The organism is Bradyrhizobium sp. MI1.11 (assembly GCF_055811255.1).
Genome location: NZ_JBVVPM010000019.1, coordinates 110,102 through 134,175 on the forward strand (window position 1 = coordinate 110,102; position 24,074 = coordinate 134,175).

A 24,074-nucleotide genomic window follows, 5' to 3' on the forward strand; every position below is an offset into this window, starting at 1 on the left:
CGCGGATACCACAAAGATATCCAACACGTGGCCGAGCACTCGTGGGGAAAGACCAAGTCTCCGACCAATTCATTTAGGGCAAAGTAAATTGGAATATAGATGAGGTTAGCCGATCGATACGTCTCAATTACGGAACGGGGCATTCCAGTCGCGGAACTGGACGAGCAATATCGAAACGCTGTTGAGTAGGCCGCAAGCGACCTTCGGCGCCGGAAGCAAAGTTGGCAATGCCGGGCGACGCAGACGTGGCACCCCAGACACGCAGGAGGTGCAGAGATTCGAAAGCCGTCCTGGTGGTTGTATGAGTCTGATCCGGGGCTAGCTTCGGCGTTGAATTGTTGGAGACGAGAAATGGTTGGAGTTGAGCGCAGCGTGGAGCATATCGAGTTGGAAACACCTTTCGGCTGCCTGCGGGGCATCACGGTGGACGGTGTTACCGCGTTTCATCGAGTGCCATACGCAGAGGCTCCGATCGGGCCGCGGCGTTTCGAGTTGGCGGGATCGGCTCCCCGATGGCGAGATACTCGCGACGCGACCGTACCTGGCCCAGTTCCCCCACAGTTACCCTCGCGGCTGGACAGCGTTATGGGTACCTACGAGGTCGAGCAAAGTGAAGACTGCCTTCATCTCGATATATGGACGACGCACCGGGCCGGCGACAATGCGCCGGTTCTGGTCTTCCTCCACGGAGGCGCCTTCATGACCGGTGGGGGGTCGCTCCCCTGCTATAATGGAAGTATTCTTGCAAGGGAAAATGGCCTTGTAGTCGTGAACATTACCTCTCGCCTTGGTCTTCTTGGCTTTTGGCCCGGACCTGATTTCGGCGAATTGAATCTGGGCCTCCACGATCAAGTTGCAGCTCTGCGTTGGATCAGGGAGGCGATCAGTTGCTTTGGAGGCGATCCCGCGCGCATCACACTTATTGGGCAGTCGGCTGGCGCCTTCAGCATCGCTGCATTTCTCGGGACTGATCTTGGCCGCGATCTCTTCAGCCGAGCGATCATCATGAGCGCGCCTGTTGGCGTAGAGCTGCGCACGGTCGAAACGGCGAGGCCGTTGGCCAAGGCACTTCTAGATGTTCTTGGATTGGCCGACCAAGAGGTCAATAGACTGCGGACGATGTCCGTTGACCAAATTCTTGGGTTACTACGTGGGTTGCAAAACAGATCTCCGGCGACACCGGGGGACATCAGCCCGCCGTTCATGCCCGTTCTGGATGGCAGCCTTATCCCGAGAGATCCAGTCGTATCCATTCAAAACGGTAGCGCACATTGGTGTGACATCATGATTGGTGTAACACGCGAGGAATACGCTGCGTTTTCGCTGTCTAATCCGACCTTGAACGACCTGTCTGAAAACGAATTGAATGTCATATTCAAGTTACAACTAGGAAGCGGCGCAGCGGATGCGATCATGAAGATCCGATCAGCGCGCGTTCCCGCGATTCCTCGGACGATAGTGGGAGATCTCTACACAGACACGATCTTCACGGACGCGAGCTTGGCTGTCGCAACTGCCCAAGCGAAGGCCGGCCGGAATGTGTTTTCCTATCGTTTCGATTGGCAGTCGCCAGTCCCAGGACTAGGCGCCTGCCACTGCATCGATCTTCCGTTTCTTTTCGGAAATATCGACGTCTGGCGGAACGCTCCGATGCTCAAGGGAGCAGACTGGCGAGAGGTGGAAGGGCTGAGCCGACGATTTAGAGGTGCGATTGCGGCATTTGCGAAGAGCGGCGAACCAAACGGGACCGATCTGTCGCATTGGCCCGCCTACACACACAACCGTGCGGTGCTCCACTTTGATAGGCGCATTCAGGCCTTTGCCTGGGTCGCCTGATACTCTCCAGCCCGTTGAGCCGCGCGGCCGAAGAAAGTCTGTTGCGCGCCGCTTGCCCAGTCACTTAAAGCGGGCTGTTGAAGGATGTTGCATTGCTTGAGCTTACAAGTTGTACGTCTGGAGCATTCCTGGGACAGAGCTTTGATCGTGTTCAGCTCGGCCCTGATCTTGCACGTTGGTAGATCAACGAGTTCATTTCAGTCGCCGCGAAGTTGGGTGGTCCACGTCGCAAACGTAGGCGCCGAGCCGATGCTTGAACTCGCCAATCCGGCCACTCAATCTTGATTTCTCTCGTCGTTCGGCTTGCGGCTGAAAGGCTGTCCCGCTCGTCTGCGCCGTTACCCGAACGTCGTCCATGAAACGCGCGAAATAGAATTATCGTCCCATTCTTGGAACGCGACCGTGCCAACTGCGGTGCTTTTGCTTACCCGCCCGCCGCTTATGCTGCCAACCGTTGGATTGTGGGGAATGGCCTGGGTACAGCGCTGTTCGGCTGGCTAGGCAAAACATTGGCGGGGGAAAATGAAGCGTCCAATTCAGATAATGCTAACAGTACTGCCCTTGGTTTCTTTTGGTAGCGCGGCAGGTCTGGCGAGAGATCTGCCGGTCAAGGCCCAGCCAGCGCCGCCCGATCTGCCATTCTTCCTGGTGATCGATGACCGTGTCACCTTTTCGTATATACCAAAAGCAGCAGACCCGGGTGTGTACTCTGTAAATCCGAACGGTTCGCTCAACAGCAACACCGCGGTGCAGGTCTATTCGTTCACGCATTTCGACGCCTGGCGATACGGCACGAATTTCCTGAACCTATCAATGTACAAGGCCGATCAAAACGATCCAGCCAGCCCTTGCACCAACGCCGGCAGTATCTTCAATCCTGGCACGCGTGTTACCACTCCTGCAAATTGCGCAGGTGCTATTTCTGGCGTGGGCCAGCTTCGCTCGACATTTGGCTGGAACGAAATCTTCGGGGCCAAGACTTTCACTGTCGGGCCGCTGCGCAACATCTCGTTCGAGATCGGCCTTGATGCGGCGGCCGCGAACTATTATCGGGCGTCCGCAGGGCAGGCCGTCTCGGCGGGCTTGCAGTTCCAGTTCGATCTTCCCTACAAGGGCTACGTAAATATTGCCCCTCTGGCGACCTGGGTCTACAGCTCCCACATGGGCTTCCTGCAGTGTGGCGGAGGGTTCGCTCCCAATACACCAGGCGTCGGCTGCCTTACCGACGGCAACAGACAATATCAGCCGACGTGGGCAATCGAAACCAACTACTACATGAATCTCGATTTCTTGCCCGAGAGCGTGCGCTACTTTTCTATCAGCGGTCGAGCGGCTTGGACTGGGACGATGGGGGCCGAGAATAGTCCACTTCCTTACAACCCTTTGCCACTAGCTAGCCCTGCCAACTCGATGACAGCGGTTCAGCTAAATTCCGAGCCGATCCGTCTGACCTTCGATGCATCGAAAGCGATGTGGGGGCCAAAGTATTCGCATTACGTCGACGTGTGGGTCGCCTATCGCTATTGGCAAAACAAATACGGACTGGATCACAACGTCAGTCGGCTTTGCAACCTCTCACCGGGTGTGAGCAACAATACCTGTACCGAATCAAGTCTGTACAGTGGCGTCACGATGAAGTTCTAGCTTCATTTACCTCCCGAAGGTCAACTCTGGCCGCATGCCCCGCGGCGCAGTTTTCGGATGCTTCCATGGCGGACAGTGCGCAAGCTTCTTCGAGGCTGCGTTGCTGGCCGCCTCTTCGTGGGCCATGAACTGAGAAGGAGAGGTTGCGATGAAGTTTGTGAAGCGGCTGGCGTACACGTGGATCATTGTGGGTCTGCTTGGAAGCTCAACATGGTCCGCTGCAGAGGCCCAGCCGGCGATAGCCGATACCATTTATGTTAATGGCAAAGTCTACACCGCTGATGTGAAGAACACCGTAGTGGAGGCGTTCGCGTTATCAGGCGATCGCTTTCTCGCCGTTGGCAGCAACGAGGAGATCAGGAAGCTCGCGTCCACCGGCACCCGTGTGTTCGACTTGAAGGGACATTTCGTTAGCCCTGGCCTTGCCGACGCGCATTTCCACAATGAAGGCGGCGGTACCGGTATTGATCTGTCTCACACCCGTAGTCTCGCCGAACTCATGTTGCAGGTAGCCAACGCCACCGCGGGGACCGCGCCGGGCGCGCTGCTCGTTTCGAACGGAGATTGGCACGAAGCGCAGTTGAGAGAACAGCGCCTGCCAACGGCGCGACAGTTGGACGAGGCCGCGCCGAACAATCCTGTGGTGCTTGTACGAGGCGGCCATTCCTACATCCTCAATGGACGAGCGCTGGCGCAGTTCAATATCACTAGCCAGACGCCGGTGCCGGCCGGGGGACAGATCAGTCGTGACGCAAATGGTGAACTGACCGGAGAGCTGTTCGACGCGGCCAAGGCGCTTGTGCCGCTACCCGCTCCAAAGCCGCTCGCGATGGAGGACATCCTCGCGACGCAGAGAGCGATCAATCCTTTCGGCCTCACGGCGGTTCGAATTCCGGGTGCCTACCGGGGCAACCTGGTGGAGGCGCTGAAGCTGATGCGGCAGGCCGACGCCGAGCACGCGCTCACCGTGCGCTATACCGTCTATATGCCGGGGTTCGGGTTCAGAACCCCGCAGCAGGTCGACGATGCGGTCGCCCAATGGGGGGTGACGCAGGACGAAGGCAGTGATTTCGTCCGCGTAGGCGGCATCAAGCTCGTGGTGGACGGTGGTTTCGAGGGGGCTCATCTCACGCGCGCATATCAAGAGCCATTCGGGAAGGGCGGAACCTATTCGGGTCTTACCCTTTCACCTCCCGAGGCCTACAATTCTGTCGTGCGCGAGATCAATCGCCTGGGTTGGCGCGCCGCGACGCATGCCGTAGGGGATGCGGCCGTGGACGAGGTTCTCACCGCCTACGAGATCGCCCACAAGGACAAGCCGTTGATTGGGAAGCGATGGGCCATCGAACATGCTTTCATCGCGCGGCCCGATCTCGTCAAACGCATGCAGAACCTGAAACTGATGGTGTCAGCGCAGGATCACCTTTATCTCGCCGCGCCAGTCTTGAAAGGATATTGGGGTTGGGATATCGCCAGCGAAGCGACGCCGCTCAAGAGCTATCTCGACGCCGGATTGCTGGTCGCCGGCGGCACCGACTCGCCGGTCGTTCCGTTCAACCCATTTTGGGAACTCTACCATTTTGCGAGCCGCGATACGATGTCCGACGGTGTTTACGGGGCCGACCAGAAGGTTACCTCGCGAGCACAACTGCTGCGATTGGTCACGATCAACTTTGCCGTGTTGATCGGAGAGGAGAATCGTCGCGGCTCGATCGAGCCAGGCAAGCTCGCCGACTTCGCGGTACTGACCGACGACTTCTTGACAGTGCCGCTCGACGCCATTCCCAAGATGAAGGCCCTATCGACCGTAGTTGGCGGGAAAGAAGTCTATCGCGATCCCAAAATGCCTTGACGATTGGAGCGGTCCTCCGCCCCATCGTCGGTAAGCATTCATCAACGGCGAACACCCACTTCTGGATCGATCCCAAGGCGAAGCTGGCTGCTCTCTTCATGACGCAGTTAGCGCCCTTGGGCGATCCGCGTATTATGTCGGACTTCGTCGAATTCGAGCGAGCTGTTTATGCCCTTGGATGATCTCTAGCCACCGCGTGAGCAGGTCGGCTTGCCCGTTAGGGCTTCGAGCACGTGCTGGTTGAACCGATTGACCGGTGAGGCACCAGGGCAACCTTGCTCCCACTCCTCATCAAGAAGTCAGCTACGCGGCAATTCCTTTTGCCAAAGTGGCTGTTGTCTTCGGAGCCAATGCGCGGAAGTGTTGGGGACCATTCGAATGCAAAGCATTCAAATTACCCCTTAGCCAGGAGCAGCGTATGAATCGCGGTGGAAACCGGCCTTTCACGGGCGCCGAATATCTTCAGTCTCTACGGGACGGCCGCGAGGTGTGGATCTATGGCGAGCGTGTCAAGGACGTTACAACTCATCCAGCGTTTCGCAACGCGGCGGTCTCAATAGCCAAGCTATATGATGCGCTGCACGACAAGTCCCTCAAGCAGGTTTTGACGACCGAGACCGACACGGGAAGCGGCGGCTTTACACATCGGTTTTTCCGCTACGCGCGGTCGCGCGAAGATCTGATCGCGCAGCGCGATGCAATCGCAGCCTGGGCGCGCCTGACATATGGATGGATGGGACGAACGCCCGACTACAAGGCAAGCTTCACGAACACCTTGGGGGCGAACGCAGACTTCTACGGCAAGTTCGCCGACAATGCGCGTGGCTGGTACAAGCATGCGCAGGAAACGGTGCCGTTTATCAATCACACGCTCGTCAACCCGCCGATCGACCGGAACAAGGCCGCAGACGACGTTAAGGATATCTACGTCCGCATCGAAAAGGAGACGGACGCAGGCATATTCGTCTCGGGTGCGAAAGTCGTCGCAACCTCGTCGGCGCTGACCCATTACAATTTTCTCGGCCAAAATATGGCTGCGGAAATCACGGATGACAGTATGGCGGTGATGTTCATGGTCGGCATGAACAGCCCCGGCATCAAGCTGATCTGCCGGAATTCCTATGAACTTGCGGCCGCAGCGACCGGCTCGCCGTTCGATTACCCGTTGACCAGTCGATTCGACGAAAACGACGCGATGTTCATTTTCGACAACGTGTTCGTTCCCTGGGAGAACGTCTTCGTTCACCGCGACATCAACATGTTGCGTACCTTCTATCCGAAGTCGGGCTTCCTCAACGGCTTCACCTTTCAGAGTTGCACCCGCCTCGCCGTGAAGCTCGATTTCATTATCGGCCTGCTGCAGAAGGCCCTGCGTGCCTGCGGCACCGATGAGTTTCGTGGCGTTCAGGTGCAACTCGGCGAGATCGTGGGTTGGCGAAACCTGTTCTGGTCGCTGACTGACGCGATGGCTGCCGCGCCAGATCGCTGGGTCAACGATGGCTTCCTGCCGAATATTCGCGCCTGTACTTCTTTCCGGATATTCGCCACGGAAGCCTATCCCGCTATCCGGTCCATTATTCAGCAGATCGTAGCGTCCGGCCTGATTTACCTCCCTTCGAGTGCCAGGGATTTGAAGGTGCCGGAGATCGAAAAGTACCTCGCGCGCTATGCACGTGGTTCGAACGGTATCGATCACATCGAGCGCATCAAAATCATGAAGGCGCTCTGGGATGCCGTCGGATCCGAGTTCGGCGCGCGTCACGAACTTTACGAGCGCAACTATGCCGGCAACCATGAGGCGATCCGACTTCAGGCGCTTATCCACGCCAAGGTGTCGGGTACCATGGGAGAAATGGAGGCTTTGGCGACGTCATGCCTCGCCGACTACGATGAGAACGGCTGGCGCGATCCCGCATATCACAACGGCGACGATGTCTCTGTGCTCGATTATCTCGCAAGGAGCCGCTGATGTCTGTCGATCGGGTTGCCTTTCGGGACATGATGTCCCGGTTCGGCGTCGCCGTTTCGGTGATCACAACCGATGGCGCCGCCGGCCAGTGTGGCTTTACCTGCACAGCCGTCTGTTCGGTCACGGATGAACCGCCGACGATCCTGGTCTGCCTCAATCGCAAGAGTCAGATGAACGCCGTTTTTCGACAAAACGGCGTCCTGTGCGTGAACGTCCTGAGCGCGGAACAGGAAGACCTTTCCGCAACGTTTGCCGGACGTCGTGACATCAGCATGGCCGATCGATTCGCCGTTTACCCTTGGGATCGGGTCGCCACCGGCGCCCCTGCGCTTCGAGACGCCCTCGGAGCAATCGACTGCGAGATCTCCGAAACGCAGGATTATGGCACGCATACGATCTTCTTCGGACGGGTGGTGGCGATAGCACTCAACCAAGCCCGCGACGCACTGCTTTACCTCAACCGCGAATATCGCGTCGTGCCCTTTCTGCCGCCGGCTGCGGTCGATCAAAGCGCAGCCCGTACGGGCTAACCTGGAGAAACCTATGAAACACGCGTTGGAGAATCCACCAATCAATCTCGACGATTGGATCGAAAAGAACAAGGCAACGCTCAAGCCCCCGATCGGTAATCGTCAAATTTGGAAGGGCTCTTGGGAGACGACCCTCGTTATGATGGTTGGTGGGCCGAATTACCGACCGGACTACCATGACGATCCAGGCGAAGAACTGTTCATTCAACTGCGCGGTGACGCCACGCTCAAGCTGATCGACCCCGCGTCGGGCGAACGCAGCGAGGTAATTGTGCGGGAAGGAGAGATGTATCTCCTGCCGTCGCACGTCCGCCATTCGCCGCAACGGCCTGAGGGGTGCATCGGGCTCGTCATCGAGCGCTACCGCCAGCCAGGGGAGGTCGACGCCTTGGAGTGGTATGACGAGAAGGGCTGTCTGGAATTTCGTGGCGAGTTCCTGGTAAAGAATATCGAGGAAGATCTCGCCAAAGTTCAGGCGGCCTGGAAGGCTTGGTCAATAAATCCGGATCGGCTGATCCCCACGACGTGGAGGGTTGGAATGCCGGTGCCAACTTAGTAGGCACCGTTAGCCAATAAGGGGACGAGCATGAAGCGCGATAAGGAACCCATCGAGGTGCCTAATCATGACCAGCCGACGCAGGTGCTTAACGTTCCTGCCTATTTCCTTTATGGAGAAAACTGGTCGGGCTCCATCTTCGGCTTCTTCCATATCGAAGAACTGTTCGTTCGCAACGCTCCGAACAAATGGCACATTGCGTTGCACCGGCATTTGGACTTTGACCAGCTTTCCATTCTTCTCAGTGGACACTGCTCATTTGAACACGACGGTGTCTCGCGGCGCGTCGAGGCGCCAAACTGCGTTTATACGCCAGCCAACGTTGTGCACCAATTTGACTATTCATCTGCGGCGGTCGGATTTGTCATCAGCGTATCACCAGACTTCGTCGTTGGTTTGCCTTCTGTCGAGGGAGCGACGAATACAGTTCTCCTGCGCTTGGCGGAAGAACGGGTCGTCGCCTTGGAAGGCGGCCAGGAGGTTGCGACGGTTCGAAAGTTACTCGAGTTGATCTCCGAGAAGGCAACCTCGCGCAGTCCCTATCGTCGCGACGCATTGCGATATCTCTTCGGAAACCTACTCCTCGAACTCGGTGGGACATTGATGTCCCCGTCTCAGAACAAGATGCCGCAAGCATCCACATTCGAACTCGATCTATTCAAACGCTATCGTGAGTTGATCGGCCTAACACTGAATGCAATTGGCTTCGCCGACGACCAGAGAACCAATCCTCTCACTGTCGAACTCTTCGCACAACGCCTCTCGGCCACTCCATATACGCTCAATCTCGCTTGCCAGCACATTTCCGGCATTCCAGCTCGCGACGTCTTGCAAGCTGCCGTCTTGGAGCAGGCAACGCGCCTGTTGTTGTACACGACAAAGCCCGTGAAGGAGATCTCGTTCCTTCTTGGTTATTCGCACGCCTCCCACTTCGCTCGGTTCTTCAAACAACGACGCGGGACGACGCCAGAAGCCTTCCGCAAGGCTTGCACCGACGGCTCGCTCGGCGAGGCCGCAATTAATTCAAACGTACATGGTTCGATCGCCAACTATGAGAAGGATGCCTGATGACACGGACGATCTTCAACAATCCCAACCTGCCACGGTCGAAGTCTCCGCATTCGAACGCGGTGAAAATTGGAAATCTGATCTTTGTCTCGGGCTTTCCGGGTTACGACGATAACGTGCAGATTCCGAAGGGTGATTTCGCAGCGCAAATGCGGCTTGCTCTCAAGCACGTCAAGGCGACGCTCGAATATGCCGGCAGCTCAATCGACAAGATCGGCAAGGTGAACATCTATCTCGATCGCAGAGCCGACTTCGATCAAATGAATGAGATCTATCAGGAGTTCTTCGGAACCGACCCCTCTGGTTGGCCTGCGCGCACCACCGTCGAAGCCAGGCTGCCACGGCCCGATTTTCTTCTCGAAATTGATTGCGTCGCGGAAGCATGAGCGCGATTCAGGCGGCCTAAGAGGCCGTTGGACCAATCTCGCGTGCGTGTCAGCCGCGCGCGCATCTTCATAGCTGCAGGAAAGTGCACATATGCTAACGGACGAACAGCGCCACCAGGCCGCAGACGTTCTCATGGAGGCCGAGGGTGTTCGTGAGCAGGCGGGGCAGCTCTCGACTGAGTGGCCGTCGATCGGCTTCGATGACGCGTATGCGATTTCGGCCGAGGTCAACAGGCGTCGCCTCGAAGCGGGCGCAAAGCTGATCGGCTATAAGGTTGGCTTGACCTCGAAAGCGATGCAGAGGTCCTCCCAGATCGACGAGCCTGATTACGGCTATCTCTATCAGCACATGATGATCGCGGACGGCGGAAAGACGCCTCGCGAAAAATATTGTGTCCCACGAGTTGAAGTCGAACTCGCTTTCGTGTTGGGCAAGCCTCTCAAGGGCCCCGGCGTCGGGATATTCGAAGCCCTGGATGCTTGCGATTATGTCTGTCCCGCGATCGAGATCGTTGATGCTCGCGTAAAGGATCCGCGAAAGATTTACGATACTATCTCCGACAATGGGGCGGCTGCAGGCCTTGTGCTTGGCGGACGACCCCTCCGACCCAGCGAAGTCGATCTGCGCTGGACCGGCTGCATCCTCTATCGCAACGCCGAGATCGAAGAAACGGGGCTCGCGGCCGGTGTGCTTGGCCACCCGGCCCTCGGCGTCTCGTGGTTGGCAAACAAGCTTGGTGCCCAGGGCATTACCATGGAGGCCGGTCATATCGTCCTTACTGGCTCATTTACCCGGGTGGTGTTCGCCCAGCAAGGTGACAGCTTTCACGCAGATTTCGGTGCGCTTGGCGGCGTTGCGGTTCAATTTAGCTAGGCGAAGTCGATGCTGAATCAGCCAGAACGATCGCGCTGGATCTTCTAGTAGCACTTGGCGCAAAGGAAACATGTTGGAAAATCCGAGGAACCGCGGGATTCCCTGGATCGAGTAGGCGGGATCTCACCGGCGCGGGTAAGTGGTTAGCGATTTTTCACAAATGGCTGTTGTGCAGACCTCACTCCACCTCTCTTATTTCGTCGGCCCGTTTGTTGCGATGTAACTCGAGGTCTTTAGGAAGTGTAACGAAAGGAGAAGAGGATGCTCGTCCGTCTCGTGGCGTCGCTGATGATGCTCGCCCTGTTAAGTTGCGCGGAGGCTTCCGCTCAAGTCCAAGCGAATTACAAGAAGGAGAGCTTCAACTACAGTGAATGGACCAAGGGGAAGTTCTCGGAGGTCGTGACTGTCACAAACGCGAACAAGTTCATCTTTCTTTCCGGGACGGGGGCAGAGCGCGAAGGAGACGGCGAGATTCTATTTCGCGACGACTTCATGGCGCAATGCACATATGCATACTCGAAGATCAAGAAGGCCCTGCAGGCTCAAGGCGCCACAATGAATGACGTGGTGCGGACCGTTACTTACACCACTGACGTAAGGTTCTTTCGGGATGCGCTAAAATGCAGAGCGGATGCCTTCGGGAGCGCTCCAATTCCCGCCTCGACCTTCTTAGTCGTCAGTCAGCTCGCGTGGCCGTTCATGACCATAGAGATCGACGTAACCGCCGCCCTTGGAAAATAGCGCCTCTTTCGGCGACTTGGTCGTTATCGACAGTCGGATTTGATCATCGTGACGACTGCGCCGCTGCCGTCTCGGTGATAGGTCCATCGACCGACGACGCGTTAGGATATCGCTCGCGCCACTGCGGTGTTCGCTCCTCGTGAACTTCTCCTAAACGTGGTCGACGCGTCGCGCCGCTGCTATTGGCGACTGGTTCGCGATTTTCCGGAAATGGTCATTGTCAGCTCGCGGACGCGACTTCAGCATGCAGGAGTAAGAACCCAAAGCGAACGCGGCACCTGGCCTCTCAAGGGATGGTGCGCAACCTGTGGGGGCCACGAGGGGCTATGTTCGTGGCGAGGAGAAGGGCTGCAGCGATGACGAAAACTCGTCGAATTCCAGAACTCGACATCGATCCGTTTTCAATGGAGTTCTTCGACGATCCATATCAAGCGCACGATCTTCTACGTGAAACCGGACCGGTCGTCCGGCTTTCAAAATGGAACGTCTACGCGGTTGCCCGTCATCGGGAGGTTCGAGCCATTCTACATGACCACGTCAGCTTTTGCTCGAGCCGCGGTGCCGGACTGAGCGATTTTGCAAAGGAAGCGCCGTGGCGGCCACCTAGCCTTATCCTTGAAGCAGATCCTCCGGAACATACCAGAATCCGCGCCGTCTTCGATCGAATACTGTCGCCGGCTCTCGTGAGAGACCTGCGGGAGCACTTCACAAGTATCGCTGAACTGAAGGCGGAGGAGGTGGTCTCAAAGGGCAATGTCGATGCTGTTTCCGATATTGCCGAGGCGTTCCCACTCTCAGTATTTCCTGATGCGGTTGGACTGAAAAAAGAGGGGCGGGAGCATCTTCTTCCGTATGCCGGGGTCGTATTCAATGCTTTTGGCCCCCCGAATGAGCTTCGCCAGCAGTCGCTGGAGCGGTCAATGCCTCATCAGGCTTATGTGCAAGAGCAGTGTCAACGGAAGAACCTCATGCCGGGAGGCTTGGGCGCGTCCATTTATTCTCGCGTTGAACTTGGCGAGATCAGCGATTTGGAAGCCCCATTGTTGGTGCGGTCACTGTTAAGCGCGGGCCTCGACACAACCGTCAATGCGTTAGGAGCAGCGTTGTATTGCCTGGCGCGCTTTCCGGACCAGTGGAGCCGGTTGAAGGGAGATCCCACACTGGCGCGCAAGGCGTTTCAGGAGGCAATCCGCTTCGAATCGCCAGTGCAAACCTTCTTCCGAACGACCACGCGCAAGGTCGAGATAGACGGCTTCGAAGTTCCAGCGGGCGAAAAGGTGCTGATGTTCTTGGGCGCCGCTAACCGCGATCGACGCAAATGGGATCGTCCGAATGAGTACGACATTTGTCGGCAAACGAGCGGGCACGTCGGCTTCGGTTCGGGAGTACACATGTGCAGCGGCCAATTCCTCGCACAGCTCGAGGGAGAAGTCATGCTGTCGGCTTTGGCGAGAAAAGTGAAATCAATCGAAATCTCGGGAGCGGTTCGGCGCCGCTACAATAACACGCTGCGCGGCCTAGACAGCCTTCCCGTTACCCTCAAAGCAATGGATTGACGCATGCCTTCCATAAAGTTCGTTCAGCCGCCCGGGAGCTCGGAACTTGTCCAGGCACGCGAGGGAGAGAGCGCAATGGAAGCGGCTACCCAGAACGCGATACCAGGCATTCTAGCTGAATGCGGCGGAAACGCCATGTGTGCGACGTGTCACGTATACGTCGATGATGAATGGCTCGATCGACTGCCATCAGTCTTAAAGCAAGAGGAAGCGCTGCTCACCGAAGTCGCGGCCGAACGCCGCCAGACGAGCCGGTTGTCGTGCCAGGTCCAGATGACGTCAGACCTCGACGGATTACTTCTCCACATTCCGAATAAGCAGATCTAAGGCCGAAGAAAGCCAGTCCCGCTATTGCTGAACCGAAGGGTAACGAGATGAGAATGCGCGTGCTTACTTTGCTCATCATGGCCGCATTCGCCGCGCCGCAGATGGCGAACGCCGAACTGTCGGACAAGGTCGTCCGCATCGGCGTGCTCACTGACATGTCTGGACTTTATCAGGACACAAATGGTTCGGGGTCGGTCGAGGCTGCCAGGATGGCAGCGGAGGACTTCGAGAGTGCTCATAAAGGTATAAAGGTCGAGGTGATCTTTGCAGACCATCAGAATAAAGCCGATGTGGCGTCAGCGATCGTACGAAGATGGCTTGATGTCGACCGGGTCGATGCAGTGGTCGATGTGCCAAATTCGGCAGTCGGACTGGCGGTGAACTCGCTGCTCCGCGGTACAAGGGCGACCTTTCTCGCTGCGTCGACAGCCACATCCGAGCTTACCGGCAAGGAGTGCTCTCCCAACACCATCCAATGGGTCAATGACGTCTGGGCGACTGCGCATGCGACCTCGGCGGCAATGATGGAGCGTGGAGGCAAGGACTGGTATTTCATAACCGTGAACTTCGCGCTCGGCCAAGGCCTCGAGTCAGAAGCGACGAACTATATCGAAAAGCACGGCGGCAAAGTGTATGGCTCCAGCAAGCACCCCATCGGCACGTCGGACTTCGCGTCGTTCCTTTTGCAAGCCCAGAGTTCCAAGGCCAAGGTCATCGGGCTCGCAAATGCCGGCGGCGATACGATCAACGCGATCAAGCAGGCGTCTGAATTCGGTATTCAGCAGGGCGGCCAGTCTATGGTCGCCTTCCTCCTCTTCATCAACGATGTTCACGGAATGGGTCTTAAGGTCGCGCAAGGTCTGCAATTGATCGAGGCGTTCTACTGGGACGCGGACGATGACACGCGAGCCTTCGCGAAGCGGTTCGCTGCGCGCGCCGGCATGAACGGAAAAATGCCGAGTGGAAACCAAGCTGGCGTCTATTCATCCACGCTGACGTTTCTCGACGCGGTTGCCGCCACGCAAAGCGACGATTCGAGCGCTGTGGTGCCGGAAATGAAGAAAGTGAATGGACGGGATAAGTTGTTCGGCGATATCAGAATTCGCGAGGACGGTCGCGTGATACATCCGATGCACTTGTTCGAGGTGAAGCGTCCGGAAGAATCGAGATATCCTTACGACTATTACAAGCGTCTCTCGACCATTCCTTCGGAACGGGCATTTCGTCCTTTGGAAGCCGGTGGGTGTCCCTTGGCGAAATGAGCCTTCGCTGCTTCCCCTTGCCCGACAATAGGACTGCTGGCGCCTGCCTTCGGCTGGGAATATGGTCAGGGCTGCCGCCGGCAAGGCACGCTGACCAGACGCCAAGGCGGCCGAGGTGATCGAATGGGGATCGTTGACGACCTTACACTTTTCGTGGAAACGGTCAGGGCCGGCAGCCTTTCTGCCGCAAGCCGTAAGACCGGCATTCCGAAGTCCAGCCTGAGCCGTCGTATCGGCGATCTCGAGAGCCAGCTTGGCGTGCACCTGCTCTACCGAGGGCCGAGAAATTTCTCCGCAACCGAAGTCGGAATTTCGATCTATGAACGGAGTGAGCGGATCAAGGAGGAGTTAGATGCCATTAAGGCGCTGGCGGAGAGCTTTTCAAATCATCCGTCAGGCAAGCTTCGCATCTCTTGCCCGGCCGTGCTGGCCGAAAGTCTGGTTTCCGAATTCGCGATCGGATTCTCGATCGTGCATACCGACGTTCGCATCACCCTGGATAGCGCGGTCGGTGCTTTCGATACCGCGATCGGCGACTATGACCTGATGATTCACCCGGCGCGCGGGGACACCATGGCCGACTCCGAGCTGGTCCGGCAAAAGCTTGCCGCCGCAAGCTACCGGCTCGTTGCCTCGCCTGGCTTCATGAAGCCACTCGGAATGATCAACGATCCATCGGAGCTTCAGGACCGGAACGGAATTGGCTGGGCGGCAGACGGCCATCTGGCACGCTGGACGCTCGTCAACCGAAACGCAAACACGACCGAATTGAACGTCAATCTGAAGTTCAGCGCGAACAACCTCAACGTGATCAGGCAGGCGGCGTTGAGCGGCGCCGGCTTGGCACGGTTGCCGCTAACGATGTGCGAAGCCGACCTCGTGGAAGGACGTCTGGTGCTTCCGCTGCCCGATTGGGCGCCGCCTTCTGTTACCGTTTATGCTCTTTACCCTTCGCGGCGGTCATTAACGCTTGCCGGCCGCCTGTTTGTGGCCGGATTGGCTCGTCATTTGCAGGACAGGATGCCGGCAGCCTAACCGAGTCGTGGCGAACAGCCCGCGGCCGACGAGACCTGATCCGCAATCATCCTGGGAACGCGGCTTGCAACTGCTTCGGCTGGCGATCAACGGACAAGAGGTTGGGAACTCCCGCGGCTATGCGATCTGCCCGTTGCGTCCTCCATCCCGCTGAGAGCCGCCTGTCCCGGATTCGGAATGCACGGTCCCATTCCTGGGCCTCGACAAGCCCCGAACGAAATCTTTTAACAAACGAATGCGCGAGACAACGTAGTCATCGGGGGATGAGCTTGACGAACAAGATGGATGTGATTGGAAGGGGCGATGCGGCAAGCGTCGCAAGCGCCTCTCCGGCTGTTTCCGAAAGTCTTCAGCCGTCCTTTCTCAAAACCTTGCTGTTGTGTTTCCTAGCGATATTGCTCGACGGCCTTGATACGGGCTCCATCGGAGTCGCCGGTCCGGCAATCGCGGCTCACTTCGGCGTGTCGACAGCGTCCTTGACACTGCCATTTATCATGACAAGCATCGGAGCCGTGTTAGGATATCTGGCTTCCGGCTATCTGGTGGCCCGATGGCGGGCCCGACGTGTGTTGATTTTCAGCGTGATTGGATTCGGGGTGCTCACCTTGGCAACACCCTTTGCGAGTTCGATTATTGTCCTGTCCATCCTCCGCCTTGTCACGGCCATAGGACTTGGCGCTGCACTTCCCTCGGCCGTGGCGATCGCGGTCTTGCAGGCACCCGTCACGCTGCGAGCTGCCGCCACGATCGTGGTCGGAACGGGACTTGCTGCGGGTGGGGCCCTGGGCGGTGCGCTTGGCGGCCTTCTGACCAGAAAGTATGGCTGGGAGTCACTGTTCTACTTCGGAGGCGCGCTTCCATTGTTGCTGTCACTTGTACTGTTGCGCTGGCTGCCTGCGTCAGATGAAGCCGATGCTGCGGCAACGGCGGCGGGCGACAAGCGTATGGCGGGAAATCTGAAGCTCATCTCAAGCATATTTGCCGGTTCGCTCGGCGGTCGAACCGCAGGTCTCTGGGTCTTTTCATTTCTCATCTTCGCCGACGCCTATGCACTCATCTTCTGGCTGCCCCCGCTGCTGATCGGGTTCGGCTTTCCGGCCGCGGACGGCCAGTTCGCGGTCGGCTTCTTCAGCGCTGGCGGCCTCATCGCCAATTTGATTGTCGTGCCGCTGGTGGGCCGCTTCGCCGTCACCAGCGTGATGAGGATTGCCGCGTCGACGGCTGGGCTATGCGTGACTGGAATCGCGCTTTGGGCGACGACGTCGTGGGTCTGGGCGCTGATTCTAGGTGCCGGCGCCGGGCTTATCGCCTGTTCGGTCGGCCAGTCGGCGCTGGCCGTCTCAATCTATCCCGCGCCATTGCGAACCAACGGCGTCGGCTTCTCTGCGGCAGCGGGGCGGATCGGTTCGATCGTCGGGCCTGCTTTCGTTGGTCTGCTGTTCTCGCTTGGCTGGTCTCCGAAATCCATCGTCTTGGCGGCGGCCGTGCCGATCCTGGCCGCGATTCTCGTGCTGTTGCTCCTCCCGCGATCGGTTCAGGGCAGTGAGCTTTGGGATGTTTCCGCAGGGAAGCGGGGCACCTGATCGCATTTCGCGAGGTGCACCAAAACAGGCATTGGTCATGCAATGTTCAGGCTGCGCCCTTCTTCTACATGCCCTTCGCCTCGCTGCCGATCGACCCGGGACTTGTCGAAGCAATAAGTGAGCGTAGAGCAAACGGAAGGTCTCAATGCGAAACGACGGCTCTGTAGCGCGAAAGTTTGAGCTTGCAGAAGCGGGCAGCATTCGAGACCCGGCCAATGCCCCTCTTATCCAACACCAGGGGTTGGGAGTTAAGCTGCCCCCCGGTAGGAGAACAGCGCCTCCACGGCGGTGGGTTTAGCAATGTGGCGGTCTAGTGACTCGATCCCCGACAGATCACGGCATAGTCTAATGCGCTTACCCTCGCAGGCCTCGGCTGCTCGGCCGCCAGTCCAAGATCCCAATGACGCGCCGAGCGCCGTTCTCCCTGACTGCCGCCGCAACGAAATCGCAACGATTGGACGAAACGAGCGTGAACAAAACGGGACGGAAAGGCCATCCAGATCAAGAAAAATCAACGACTTAGAAGTTGTTCGCTGCGTTCGGGACGCTGGGCTCGCTCAGTCAGATGGTAATGAACCGAATGTCGGTATCGGTGGCTGCGCCTCCGTGATCTGAAACCTGCGTGGATCGTGCGATCGCGGGGACTGCAATCGAGCGGACTGCTTCAACGACGAATGTCATTGTTGACAGTGCCCAGTTGGATCACGATTGCCCGAGTTAAATCAAACTTCCCCATGATGGACTGGAGCGAGAGCACGGGTTTTTCAACCGGTTAGATGGCGTCGTGTGCACCGGGAGATGAAAAATCTATCGTCAGCAAGAGTGGGGTATTCACTCTCTGACTCTCTGAAGGGATGCTGGGTCTATAGCTGGGTGCTTGCGTGAAGGCGGCTGATGCCCGTTATCAACGAGAGCTCGGCTTGGCGTGTTGTCGCGACTATTTTGCGGTGAGGACAATCGTATTGGGGACGAGTCACGCCCTCTACCGTGGGCCACGATTTTGCGCGCCGGACTGCGATTTTATGCGATGTGTACCTTTGACGATCGCGGACGCTTCCAATAGTAGTAATTGCGTCGGCTTGGACCAAGGGTGAAGCCGTCGAGAGCTGACTGTTCTTGGCGAAGTCGCCTCGAATTCCGGCCACATGTGCAGAAGCGGTGGTTTTCCGACTACGTCGAGACGCCAAACAGCTTGCGCACTGCCGGCAGCCACTCGCCAGTCATCGTGAACTCAAGCCCGAGCCGCGCTCCGACGGCAATCGCCAGCATTGTGATCGGCGCCGAGAGAGCGAGCGTTGAGAATGCGGCCAATCCCTGCCCGATGGTGCAGCCCATCGACATGATGCCGCCAATACCCATCAGAAGCGCGCCGCTCATGTGACGCTTCAATTCACGGGCGTCGTCGCAAGCCTCCCAGCGAAAGCCGCGCCCGAGCATGGCGGCGGCAAACGAGCCGACGACGACGCCGGCGACCGAGCTGATGCCAAAATTCAACCGCGCGCCGGAGAAGGTGGCGATGTAGAGGATGGTGTCGCCAAGCGGGGCAACGAAGGTGAGCGAGGAGACGCGCGCGGGATCGAATTCGTCATCCGCGAGCCACCCCGTCGCGAACCATCCGAACGCAATAGCGGCGCCGACGGCAAGACCGGAGACCAATAGTCGCGGCGACCGGATCAGCCGGCCATCCGCGAGCGCCCAGAAAGTGAGCGCGGCGGCAATCGACACGACGAGGATTGCGCGCATCGTGCTGCCGGCCCCGAGCAGCGAAGTTAGCGTCTGATTGTTGCCGTCGGTGAGGCGCACCGACAATGGCTCGATCAGCTTCACGCGGAGCATGCCGGTGATGCCGCGCATGGTCGCGAGCGCGGACAGGCCGAGCACGAGAAAGACCACGATGGCGCGTAGATCGCCACCGCCGATGCGCACCAGCGTGCCGAAACCGCAGGTCCCGACCAGCGCCATTCCGACGCCGAACATCAGCCCGCCGATGATCGCGCCGCCGAGGCCGATCGATGCTGTGAGATAGATCGACCGCGACAGGTCTACGATGCCGAACTCGGCCAGCGCTTGGGTCATGAGCAGGGCGACCGCCGCTGCAAGTGCAAAGGATTTCAGCCGGCGAAAATCCGATCCGAAGAACGCATCCTCGAACATCGCCAGCGTGCAAAAACGTCCCGCGCGGCCGGCAACGCCGAGCACGGCGCCAGCGGCAAGCCCACATGCAAACGCTATGGTAGATGTGCTCAGCATTCCCCGGCATCTGTTGGTTCTGCCTCGCGGGTAGTCTGCGCCGGTGGGTCGCGAAAAGCCAGCGCGGAAAATTACCGGCGGCGCCGGCGCACCGGCTCGCAGAACACGTCGTAAACGGCAGTGAGAATCTTGCGGACGTCCTCGCTTGCGAGACTGTAGTAGATCGTCTTGCCGTCGCGGCGAGTCGTTACCAGCCGATCGAGCCTCAACCGCGCCAGCTGCTGCGAGACGGTCGATTGTCGCTCGCCCAGGAACTGCTCGAGCTCGGTCACGGATTTCTCGCCCTCGGCGAGGATGCAGAGCAGCAGCAATCGGGACTCGTGCGACAGCGCCTTGAGCATGTCGCTCGCCTCGCGCGCCTTCTCGATCATCTGCTCGAGTTCGACGGAGCCCTCGATCTCCTTCAGCTTTGGCAACGGCATCGCGTCAAATTCTCCTGAGCAAAACCCGCAAGAACGGTCACGACCCCTTAAGCTCCGATCCCGTGCTTGACAGGATTCGGTCCAGGAGGCCGAAGAAAAAGGCATCCCCAGGATAGCCGCGAATGCGCCCGATCTCTCGGCCTTCTTGTACCACGACGAAGGTCGGCGTGAAGGCACCCGGATCGATTCCAGCGAGATCGGCGGGAAGGGGACCGTTGAGGTCGACCCGGCGCAGGGGTGCGGCCCGGCTTTCCCCGGTCTTGGCGTAGATCGGCGCGATCTCGGCGTTGAAGCGCGCGCACCAGGCGCAGCCGGCCCGCTCGAACATGACGAGCTCGGCGGCGCGCGACGCCGTCACGGGCAGCGCGAGCCCGACCGCGATTGCGAGCAAAATGATGATTCTGGTCATGCTGCGTCACCGGCCTCGTGGACTTGCTTGTAAACGGCTTGCTTGTAACGTCCTCGGCGCTTTATATCATTAAATTCGTATATGTGCTAGGGATGGGGCGCAATGACCTTGGACGTCACGCTTGGCGCGGCCTTTGTCGCCGGCCTGTTGTCGTTTCTGTCGCCGTGCATTCTGCCCCTGGTACCGCCCTTCCTGTGCTACATGGCCGGCGTATCGGTCACCGATCTGTCCGGCGGCAGGCCGGATCTGCGGCCGCGCATCCTGATCTCCGCGCTGGCTTTCGTGGCGGGCTTCTCGCTGGTCTTCGTCGTGCTCGGCTCGACCGCGTCGATCGCGGGACGCTTCATCTCGGCGCATCTGTCAACGCTCGGCATCGTCGCCGGCGCCCTGATTATCGTCATGGGCCTGCATTTTGTGGGGCTATTCAGGATTCCGCTGCTCTATCGCAGTGCGACCGTGCAGGTCGACAACCGTCCGGCCGGCGTGGCGGGAGCCTTCGTCATGGGCCTGGCATTTGCGTTTGGCTGGACGCCCTGCGCGGGACCGATTCTCGCCGCCGTGCTGCTGATGGCCGGCTCCGAGGATACGACCGGACGGGGCGCGCTACTGCTCTTCGCCTATTCGATCGGGACCGGCATTCCCTTCCTGGTCGCGGCTGCCTTCACCGGTCGCTTCATGGCCGCGCTCGGCCGTGTGCGCCGGCATCTCGGCCTGATCGAGAAGACGATGGGCGTCTTCCTGGTCGCGACCGGCCTGATGTTCCTGACCGGATTGATGCCCACCGTCTCGGAATGGCTGCTGGAGCATTTTCCTGGATTGACCCGCATCGGCTAAAGCATGATCCGGAAAAGTGCGCAGCGATTTTCCCTCGCGACAAACGCGGAACGCGTTTGCGCGCAGATTATGCTTAAACAACAACCTAAAGCGCAATGACGATTCATCCTCATCGCATCTCGCTCTATCCGTAACGAAAGTCGAGCAACTGGGCAAAGGACTGCAGCTCGATGAGATAACGATGCACGAGGGACCCGTCGCCCGCCATCGCGGCATGAGCGATCTCTTGGCTGCTGGCGATTGCGCCATCGATCAGGCGACGGAATTCACCTTGGGCAGCGATCTCGCCATTTGCCCATTCGTTGCAGCGTATGAGCCGATCGCGGAATGCGCTCGCGGCGGCGACGGTCTCCTCGGCGTTCACCGGCGCCGGCCGTTCGCCGTGCCTGACAGCCGCGACACGCAAAGCCTCCATGGCGGGCGCGATCTCGAAGATGCAATCGCCGAGATCGTACAGGCCTGCGTGACGCCTGAGCTCGTGAAAAGCCTGCCGAAGCGCAAGTAATTCGCGGCCGGCGGCGACGTCGTCCCCGCGGTCGAGTGCGCCCGTTGCCGTCACGAGCCGTTCGCGCCCCCGGTCGAGAAATCCTGACAGTTCGGCCGGCGCGTAAGCGGGCAGGGGATTGGAGCTGTCCGGCCCGAGCCGTTTCCACCTGGCGACCGCCTCATCGGTCTCGATCTGCGCCAGCGCGACGTTTCCGGTGCGCGCATAGCTCGCGGCGGTGCGCAGATTGGCCATGATCGGCGTCATCGCCGTCGCGAAATCCGCAAGTCTGTCGGCTCCTGCGCCGAGCGCGATTGCGTTCGACGCCAGCCATGCCAGCAGCACTATGGTGCAGCGCAAGATCGGAACTCCTTGTCACATTCGTGTATTCGAATATCATAATGAAAATGAGCAGCGCGCAAGATCGTCCAACGCAGGAAACCCCGACGTCGCTTCGCATGCCGACGCGGCGCGGCCTTCTCGCATTCGCATTTGGCGCGGCCTGGGCCGGCCGCGGCGTGGCGGCGGCTGAGCCCACGCCTGGAGAAGACGGGCTCTATCATGAGCCCTGGTTTCTGCAGAGCTTCCTCGATCTGCGCGAGGACCTGGAGAGTGCGGCCGCCGGCGGCAAGCGCCTCGCCATCATGTGGGAGCTGCGCGGCTGTCCCTATTGCCGCGAGACGCATCTGGTGAACTTCGCCGATGCCGGCATCGCGAGCTACATCCGCGACAATTTCGAGGTGTTGCAGCTCAATCTGATCGGCTCGCGCAAGGTGACCGACTTCGACCGCCAGGAATTATCCGAGAAAGAGCTCGCCCAGAAATACGGGATCCGGTACACGCCGACCTTTCAATTCTTTCCGCCATCCCCCGACGGTCTCGAAGCCAAGGACGCGATCGCGCGCGAAGTGGCGCGGGCGCCCGGCTATCTCAAGCCGCAGCACTTCCTTTCGATGTTTCGCTTCGTGCGGGAGCGCGCCTATGAGCGCGGCTCGTTCCGGGATTTCCTGGCCGGGAATGGCTGACCGGACGCGTCGTTCGGATTTCGCTTGACGCCGCCTTTCATATGATCATATCATAATACTTGAATTTGATGGTCCGTCAGTCCGTCGCCATCAAGAGCGGGCGTCACCCCGCGATCCCAAGGGTAGGAAACATGCGGCGCTCGCTTGCGGCTGCGTTTGCACTTTGCCTGTCGGCTGGCGGCGGTCTCGCCCAGCAGCCGATGCGAGAGCCGATCAAGGAGCCCATCAGGCTCGAAATCGTCGACGATTCCTTGCCGAAATCCCTGACCGGCGCCCCCGGCAATGCCGCCGCCGGCAAGAAGGTGTTTCTGACACGCACGCTCGGCAACTGCCTGGCCTGCCATCAGGTCACCAGCCTGAAGTCCGAGGAATTCCACGGCGAGTTCGGTCCGTCCCTGGACGGTGTCGCCGGCCGCTACACCGAGGCGCAATTGCGCCTCATCGTCGCCGACCCCAAGCGCATCTTCACCAACACGGTCATGCCGGCGTTCTTCAGGAACGAGGGCCTCAGCCGGGTGCGACCGGAATTCGCCGGCAAGTCCATTCTGACGGCCGCGCAGGTCGAGGACGTTATCGCTTATCTCAAGACGCTGAACTGACGGCGAGGAGGATCGGAATGAAAGCCATCAATCGACGGCAGGCATTTGCACTCGGGGGCGGCTTCATCATGCTGACGCTGATGCCGATGGCGGCCGATGCCGAAGTGACGAATGACGCGGCGAAGTGGATCGAGAAGTTCACCGGCGGCAAGCAGCCGGTCAAGGGCAAGATCGCGCTCGACCTGCCGGAGATCGCGGAGAACGGCAACACCGTGCCGCTGTCGATCAATATCGATAGCCCGATGACCGCGGAGTCCCACGTCACGGACGTTCTGATCATCGCGGACGGCAATCCGAATGCGGGCGTCGCGACGCTGTCGTTCACGCCGCTGTCCGGCAAGGCGGAAGCCTCGATCCGGATCCGGCTCGCGACCACGCAGAACGTGGTTGCGGTCGCGAAGATGAGCGACGGGTCGCTGTTCACGGAGCAGAAGACCGTCAAGGTCACCATCGGCGGCTGCGGCGGCTAAGAGCTTCAGGAGAGAAACAATGGCAGACAAACCGCGCATCAAGCTTCCGAAGGAAGCGGCCAAGGGCGAGGTCATCCAGATCAAGACCCTGGTCTCGCATCTGATGGAATCGGGCCAGCGCAAGGACGCGCAGGGCAAGACCATTCCGCGCAAGATCATCAACAAGTTCGCCTGCGAGTTCAACGGCAAGCCGGTGTTCTCCTGCGCACTCGAGCCGGCGATCTCGGCCAATCCCTACGTCCAGTTCGATGCCAGGATCGACGAATCCGGAACGTTCAAGTTCGCCTGGACCGACGACGACGGCTCGGTGATCACGGCCGAAGAGAAGATCGCGCTCAAGGCGTAACGCCGGAGAGGGAGAG

General features: G+C 59.0%; 24 protein-coding genes. 20 read left to right on the forward strand and 4 right to left on the reverse strand.

From position 1 onward, the window contains the following. Window positions 1-351 precede the first annotated feature (351 nt). The 15 genes from AC0L30_RS20200 (at window position 352) to AC0L30_RS20270 (ending at window position 17,219) form a co-directional block, all read left to right on the forward strand. Window positions 352-1,836, forward strand: coding sequence for a carboxylesterase/lipase family protein (locus AC0L30_RS20200; protein ID WP_473405006.1), 1,485 nt, complete (start codon window positions 352-354; stop codon window positions 1,834-1,836). A 522-nt stretch (window positions 1,837-2,358) separates the two neighbouring features. Next, window positions 2,359-3,480, forward strand: a complete 1,122-nt coding sequence (locus tag AC0L30_RS20205; protein ID WP_473405007.1) for a hypothetical protein — start codon at window positions 2,359-2,361, stop codon at window positions 3,478-3,480. Between the two features lie 148 nt (window positions 3,481-3,628). Continuing rightward, window positions 3,629-5,332, forward strand: coding sequence for an amidohydrolase (locus AC0L30_RS20210; RefSeq protein ID WP_007601653.1), 1,704 nt, complete (start codon window positions 3,629-3,631; stop codon window positions 5,330-5,332). A 418-nt stretch (window positions 5,333-5,750) separates the two neighbouring features. Further along, entirely contained in the window at window positions 5,751-7,301 is a 1,551-nt protein-coding gene (locus tag AC0L30_RS20215) for a 4-hydroxyphenylacetate 3-hydroxylase N-terminal domain-containing protein (RefSeq protein ID WP_007601654.1), read from the forward strand. After that, window positions 7,301-7,831, forward strand: coding sequence for a flavin reductase (locus AC0L30_RS20220; protein ID WP_007601656.1), 531 nt, complete (start codon window positions 7,301-7,303; stop codon window positions 7,829-7,831). The genes AC0L30_RS20215 and AC0L30_RS20220 overlap by 1 nt, the downstream gene beginning before the upstream one ends. Before the next feature lie 13 nt (window positions 7,832-7,844). After that, complete coding sequence (nbaC, locus tag AC0L30_RS20225; RefSeq protein WP_007601658.1) at window positions 7,845-8,387, forward strand: 3-hydroxyanthranilate 3,4-dioxygenase; 543 nt, start codon at window positions 7,845-7,847, stop codon at window positions 8,385-8,387. 30 nt (window positions 8,388-8,417) lie between these two features. Next, window positions 8,418-9,455, forward strand: a complete 1,038-nt coding sequence (locus AC0L30_RS20230) for a helix-turn-helix domain-containing protein (RefSeq protein WP_007601660.1) — start codon at window positions 8,418-8,420, stop codon at window positions 9,453-9,455. Continuing rightward, entirely contained in the window at window positions 9,455-9,841 is a 387-nt protein-coding gene (locus AC0L30_RS20235) for a RidA family protein (RefSeq protein ID WP_007601662.1), read from the forward strand. The genes AC0L30_RS20230 and AC0L30_RS20235 overlap by 1 nt, the downstream gene beginning before the upstream one ends. A gap of 91 nt (window positions 9,842-9,932) precedes the next feature. Next, the gene (locus tag AC0L30_RS20240; protein ID WP_007601664.1) at window positions 9,933-10,715 is read left to right on the forward strand and encodes a fumarylacetoacetate hydrolase family protein; all 783 of its coding nucleotides are present in this window, start codon (window positions 9,933-9,935) and stop codon (window positions 10,713-10,715) included. 261 nt (window positions 10,716-10,976) lie between these two features. Further along, window positions 10,977-11,456, forward strand: a complete 480-nt coding sequence (locus AC0L30_RS20245) for a RidA family protein (protein ID WP_007601665.1) — start codon at window positions 10,977-10,979, stop codon at window positions 11,454-11,456. Window positions 11,457-11,812: 356 nt separating this feature from the next. Beyond that, on the forward strand, window positions 11,813-13,012 hold the full coding sequence (locus tag AC0L30_RS20250; protein ID WP_007601666.1) for a cytochrome P450: 1,200 nt from the start codon (window positions 11,813-11,815) through the stop codon (window positions 13,010-13,012). Window positions 13,013-13,015: 3 nt separating this feature from the next. Next, complete coding sequence (locus AC0L30_RS20255; RefSeq protein ID WP_007601667.1) at window positions 13,016-13,339, forward strand: 2Fe-2S iron-sulfur cluster-binding protein; 324 nt, start codon at window positions 13,016-13,018, stop codon at window positions 13,337-13,339. A gap of 53 nt (window positions 13,340-13,392) precedes the next feature. After that, window positions 13,393-14,601: an ABC transporter substrate-binding protein gene (locus AC0L30_RS20260; RefSeq protein WP_007601668.1), complete on the forward strand. Its 1,209-nt coding sequence runs from the start codon at window positions 13,393-13,395 to the stop codon at window positions 14,599-14,601. 123 nt (window positions 14,602-14,724) lie between these two features. After that, on the forward strand, window positions 14,725-15,636 hold the full coding sequence (locus tag AC0L30_RS20265; RefSeq protein ID WP_007601669.1) for a LysR substrate-binding domain-containing protein: 912 nt from the start codon (window positions 14,725-14,727) through the stop codon (window positions 15,634-15,636). A 269-nt stretch (window positions 15,637-15,905) separates the two neighbouring features. Next, the gene (locus tag AC0L30_RS20270; protein WP_157158663.1) at window positions 15,906-17,219 is read left to right on the forward strand and encodes an MFS transporter; all 1,314 of its coding nucleotides are present in this window, start codon (window positions 15,906-15,908) and stop codon (window positions 17,217-17,219) included. A 1,170-nt stretch (window positions 17,220-18,389) separates the two neighbouring features. Here AC0L30_RS20270 and AC0L30_RS20275 read toward each other — a convergent pair. From AC0L30_RS20275 to AC0L30_RS20285, 3 genes are all read right to left on the reverse strand, one after another. Further along, a complete protein-coding gene (locus AC0L30_RS20275) occupies window positions 18,390-19,469 on the reverse strand; it encodes a YeeE/YedE family protein (RefSeq protein ID WP_007601671.1) in 1,080 nt (359 codons plus the stop codon). A gap of 71 nt (window positions 19,470-19,540) precedes the next feature. Continuing rightward, window positions 19,541-19,891, reverse strand: a complete 351-nt coding sequence (locus tag AC0L30_RS20280; protein WP_007601673.1) for an ArsR/SmtB family transcription factor — start codon at window positions 19,889-19,891, stop codon at window positions 19,541-19,543. Between the two features lie 37 nt (window positions 19,892-19,928). Then, the gene (locus tag AC0L30_RS20285; protein WP_007601675.1) at window positions 19,929-20,300 is read right to left on the reverse strand and encodes a thioredoxin domain-containing protein; all 372 of its coding nucleotides are present in this window, start codon (window positions 20,298-20,300) and stop codon (window positions 19,929-19,931) included. A 102-nt stretch (window positions 20,301-20,402) separates the two neighbouring features. Between AC0L30_RS20285 and AC0L30_RS20290 the strand changes: the two genes are divergently transcribed. Then, on the forward strand, window positions 20,403-21,134 hold the full coding sequence (locus AC0L30_RS20290) for a cytochrome c biogenesis CcdA family protein (RefSeq protein ID WP_007601677.1): 732 nt from the start codon (window positions 20,403-20,405) through the stop codon (window positions 21,132-21,134). A 124-nt stretch (window positions 21,135-21,258) separates the two neighbouring features. Here the strand turns inward: AC0L30_RS20290 and AC0L30_RS20295 are convergent, their stop codons facing one another. Continuing rightward, window positions 21,259-21,978 carry a hypothetical protein gene (locus AC0L30_RS20295; RefSeq protein WP_473405009.1) on the reverse strand — a complete coding sequence of 240 codons (720 nt, stop codon included), beginning with the start codon at window positions 21,976-21,978 and terminating at the stop codon, window positions 21,259-21,261. A gap of 98 nt (window positions 21,979-22,076) precedes the next feature. Between AC0L30_RS20295 and AC0L30_RS20300 the strand changes: the two genes are divergently transcribed. The 4 genes from AC0L30_RS20300 to soxZ all read left to right on the forward strand — a co-directional run bounded on the left by AC0L30_RS20300 (window position 22,077) and on the right by soxZ (window position 24,058). After that, window positions 22,077-22,643: a thioredoxin family protein gene (locus AC0L30_RS20300; protein WP_007601679.1), complete on the forward strand. Its 567-nt coding sequence runs from the start codon at window positions 22,077-22,079 to the stop codon at window positions 22,641-22,643. Between the two features lie 200 nt (window positions 22,644-22,843). Further along, on the forward strand, window positions 22,844-23,242 hold the full coding sequence (soxX, locus tag AC0L30_RS20305) for a sulfur oxidation c-type cytochrome SoxX (RefSeq protein ID WP_051058552.1): 399 nt from the start codon (window positions 22,844-22,846) through the stop codon (window positions 23,240-23,242). A 17-nt stretch (window positions 23,243-23,259) separates the two neighbouring features. Next, complete coding sequence (soxY, locus tag AC0L30_RS20310; RefSeq protein WP_007601687.1) at window positions 23,260-23,712, forward strand: thiosulfate oxidation carrier protein SoxY; 453 nt, start codon at window positions 23,260-23,262, stop codon at window positions 23,710-23,712. 19 nt (window positions 23,713-23,731) lie between these two features. Beyond that, complete coding sequence (gene soxZ, locus AC0L30_RS20315) at window positions 23,732-24,058, forward strand: thiosulfate oxidation carrier complex protein SoxZ (protein ID WP_007601688.1); 327 nt, start codon at window positions 23,732-23,734, stop codon at window positions 24,056-24,058. Window positions 24,059-24,074 lie beyond the last annotated feature (16 nt).

Excerpts from the sequence above, each read along its gene's own strand:
- AC0L30_RS20200 (WP_473405006.1), top strand. The coding sequence starts at position 352 with ATGGTTGGAGTTGAGCGCAGCGTGGAGCATATCGAGTTGGAAACACCT.
- AC0L30_RS20205 (WP_473405007.1), top strand. The coding sequence starts at position 2,359 with ATGAAGCGTCCAATTCAGATAATGCTAACAGTACTGCCCTTGGTTTCT.
- AC0L30_RS20210 (WP_007601653.1), top strand. The coding sequence starts at position 3,629 with ATGAAGTTTGTGAAGCGGCTGGCGTACACGTGGATCATTGTGGGTCTG.
- AC0L30_RS20215 (WP_007601654.1), top strand. The coding sequence starts at position 5,751 with ATGAATCGCGGTGGAAACCGGCCTTTCACGGGCGCCGAATATCTTCAG.
- AC0L30_RS20220 (WP_007601656.1), top strand. The coding sequence starts at position 7,301 with ATGTCTGTCGATCGGGTTGCCTTTCGGGACATGATGTCCCGGTTCGGC.
- nbaC (WP_007601658.1), top strand. The coding sequence starts at position 7,845 with ATGAAACACGCGTTGGAGAATCCACCAATCAATCTCGACGATTGGATC.
- AC0L30_RS20230 (WP_007601660.1), top strand. The coding sequence starts at position 8,418 with ATGAAGCGCGATAAGGAACCCATCGAGGTGCCTAATCATGACCAGCCG.
- AC0L30_RS20235 (WP_007601662.1), top strand. The coding sequence starts at position 9,455 with ATGACACGGACGATCTTCAACAATCCCAACCTGCCACGGTCGAAGTCT.
- AC0L30_RS20240 (WP_007601664.1), top strand. The coding sequence starts at position 9,933 with ATGCTAACGGACGAACAGCGCCACCAGGCCGCAGACGTTCTCATGGAG.
- AC0L30_RS20245 (WP_007601665.1), top strand. The coding sequence starts at position 10,977 with ATGCTCGTCCGTCTCGTGGCGTCGCTGATGATGCTCGCCCTGTTAAGT.
- AC0L30_RS20250 (WP_007601666.1), top strand. The coding sequence starts at position 11,813 with ATGACGAAAACTCGTCGAATTCCAGAACTCGACATCGATCCGTTTTCA.
- AC0L30_RS20255 (WP_007601667.1), top strand. The coding sequence starts at position 13,016 with ATGCCTTCCATAAAGTTCGTTCAGCCGCCCGGGAGCTCGGAACTTGTC.
- AC0L30_RS20260 (WP_007601668.1), top strand. The coding sequence starts at position 13,393 with ATGCGCGTGCTTACTTTGCTCATCATGGCCGCATTCGCCGCGCCGCAG.
- AC0L30_RS20265 (WP_007601669.1), top strand. The coding sequence starts at position 14,725 with ATGGGGATCGTTGACGACCTTACACTTTTCGTGGAAACGGTCAGGGCC.
- AC0L30_RS20275 (WP_007601671.1), bottom strand. The coding sequence starts at position 19,469 with ATGCTGAGCACATCTACCATAGCGTTTGCATGTGGGCTTGCCGCTGGC.
- AC0L30_RS20280 (WP_007601673.1), bottom strand. The coding sequence starts at position 19,891 with ATGCCGTTGCCAAAGCTGAAGGAGATCGAGGGCTCCGTCGAACTCGAG.
- AC0L30_RS20285 (WP_007601675.1), bottom strand. The coding sequence starts at position 20,300 with ATGACCAGAATCATCATTTTGCTCGCAATCGCGGTCGGGCTCGCGCTG.
- AC0L30_RS20290 (WP_007601677.1), top strand. The coding sequence starts at position 20,403 with ATGACCTTGGACGTCACGCTTGGCGCGGCCTTTGTCGCCGGCCTGTTG.
- AC0L30_RS20300 (WP_007601679.1), top strand. The coding sequence starts at position 22,077 with ATGCCGACGCGGCGCGGCCTTCTCGCATTCGCATTTGGCGCGGCCTGG.
- soxX (WP_051058552.1), top strand. The coding sequence starts at position 22,844 with ATGCGAGAGCCGATCAAGGAGCCCATCAGGCTCGAAATCGTCGACGAT.
- soxY (WP_007601687.1), top strand. The coding sequence starts at position 23,260 with ATGAAAGCCATCAATCGACGGCAGGCATTTGCACTCGGGGGCGGCTTC.
- soxZ (WP_007601688.1), top strand. The coding sequence starts at position 23,732 with ATGGCAGACAAACCGCGCATCAAGCTTCCGAAGGAAGCGGCCAAGGGC.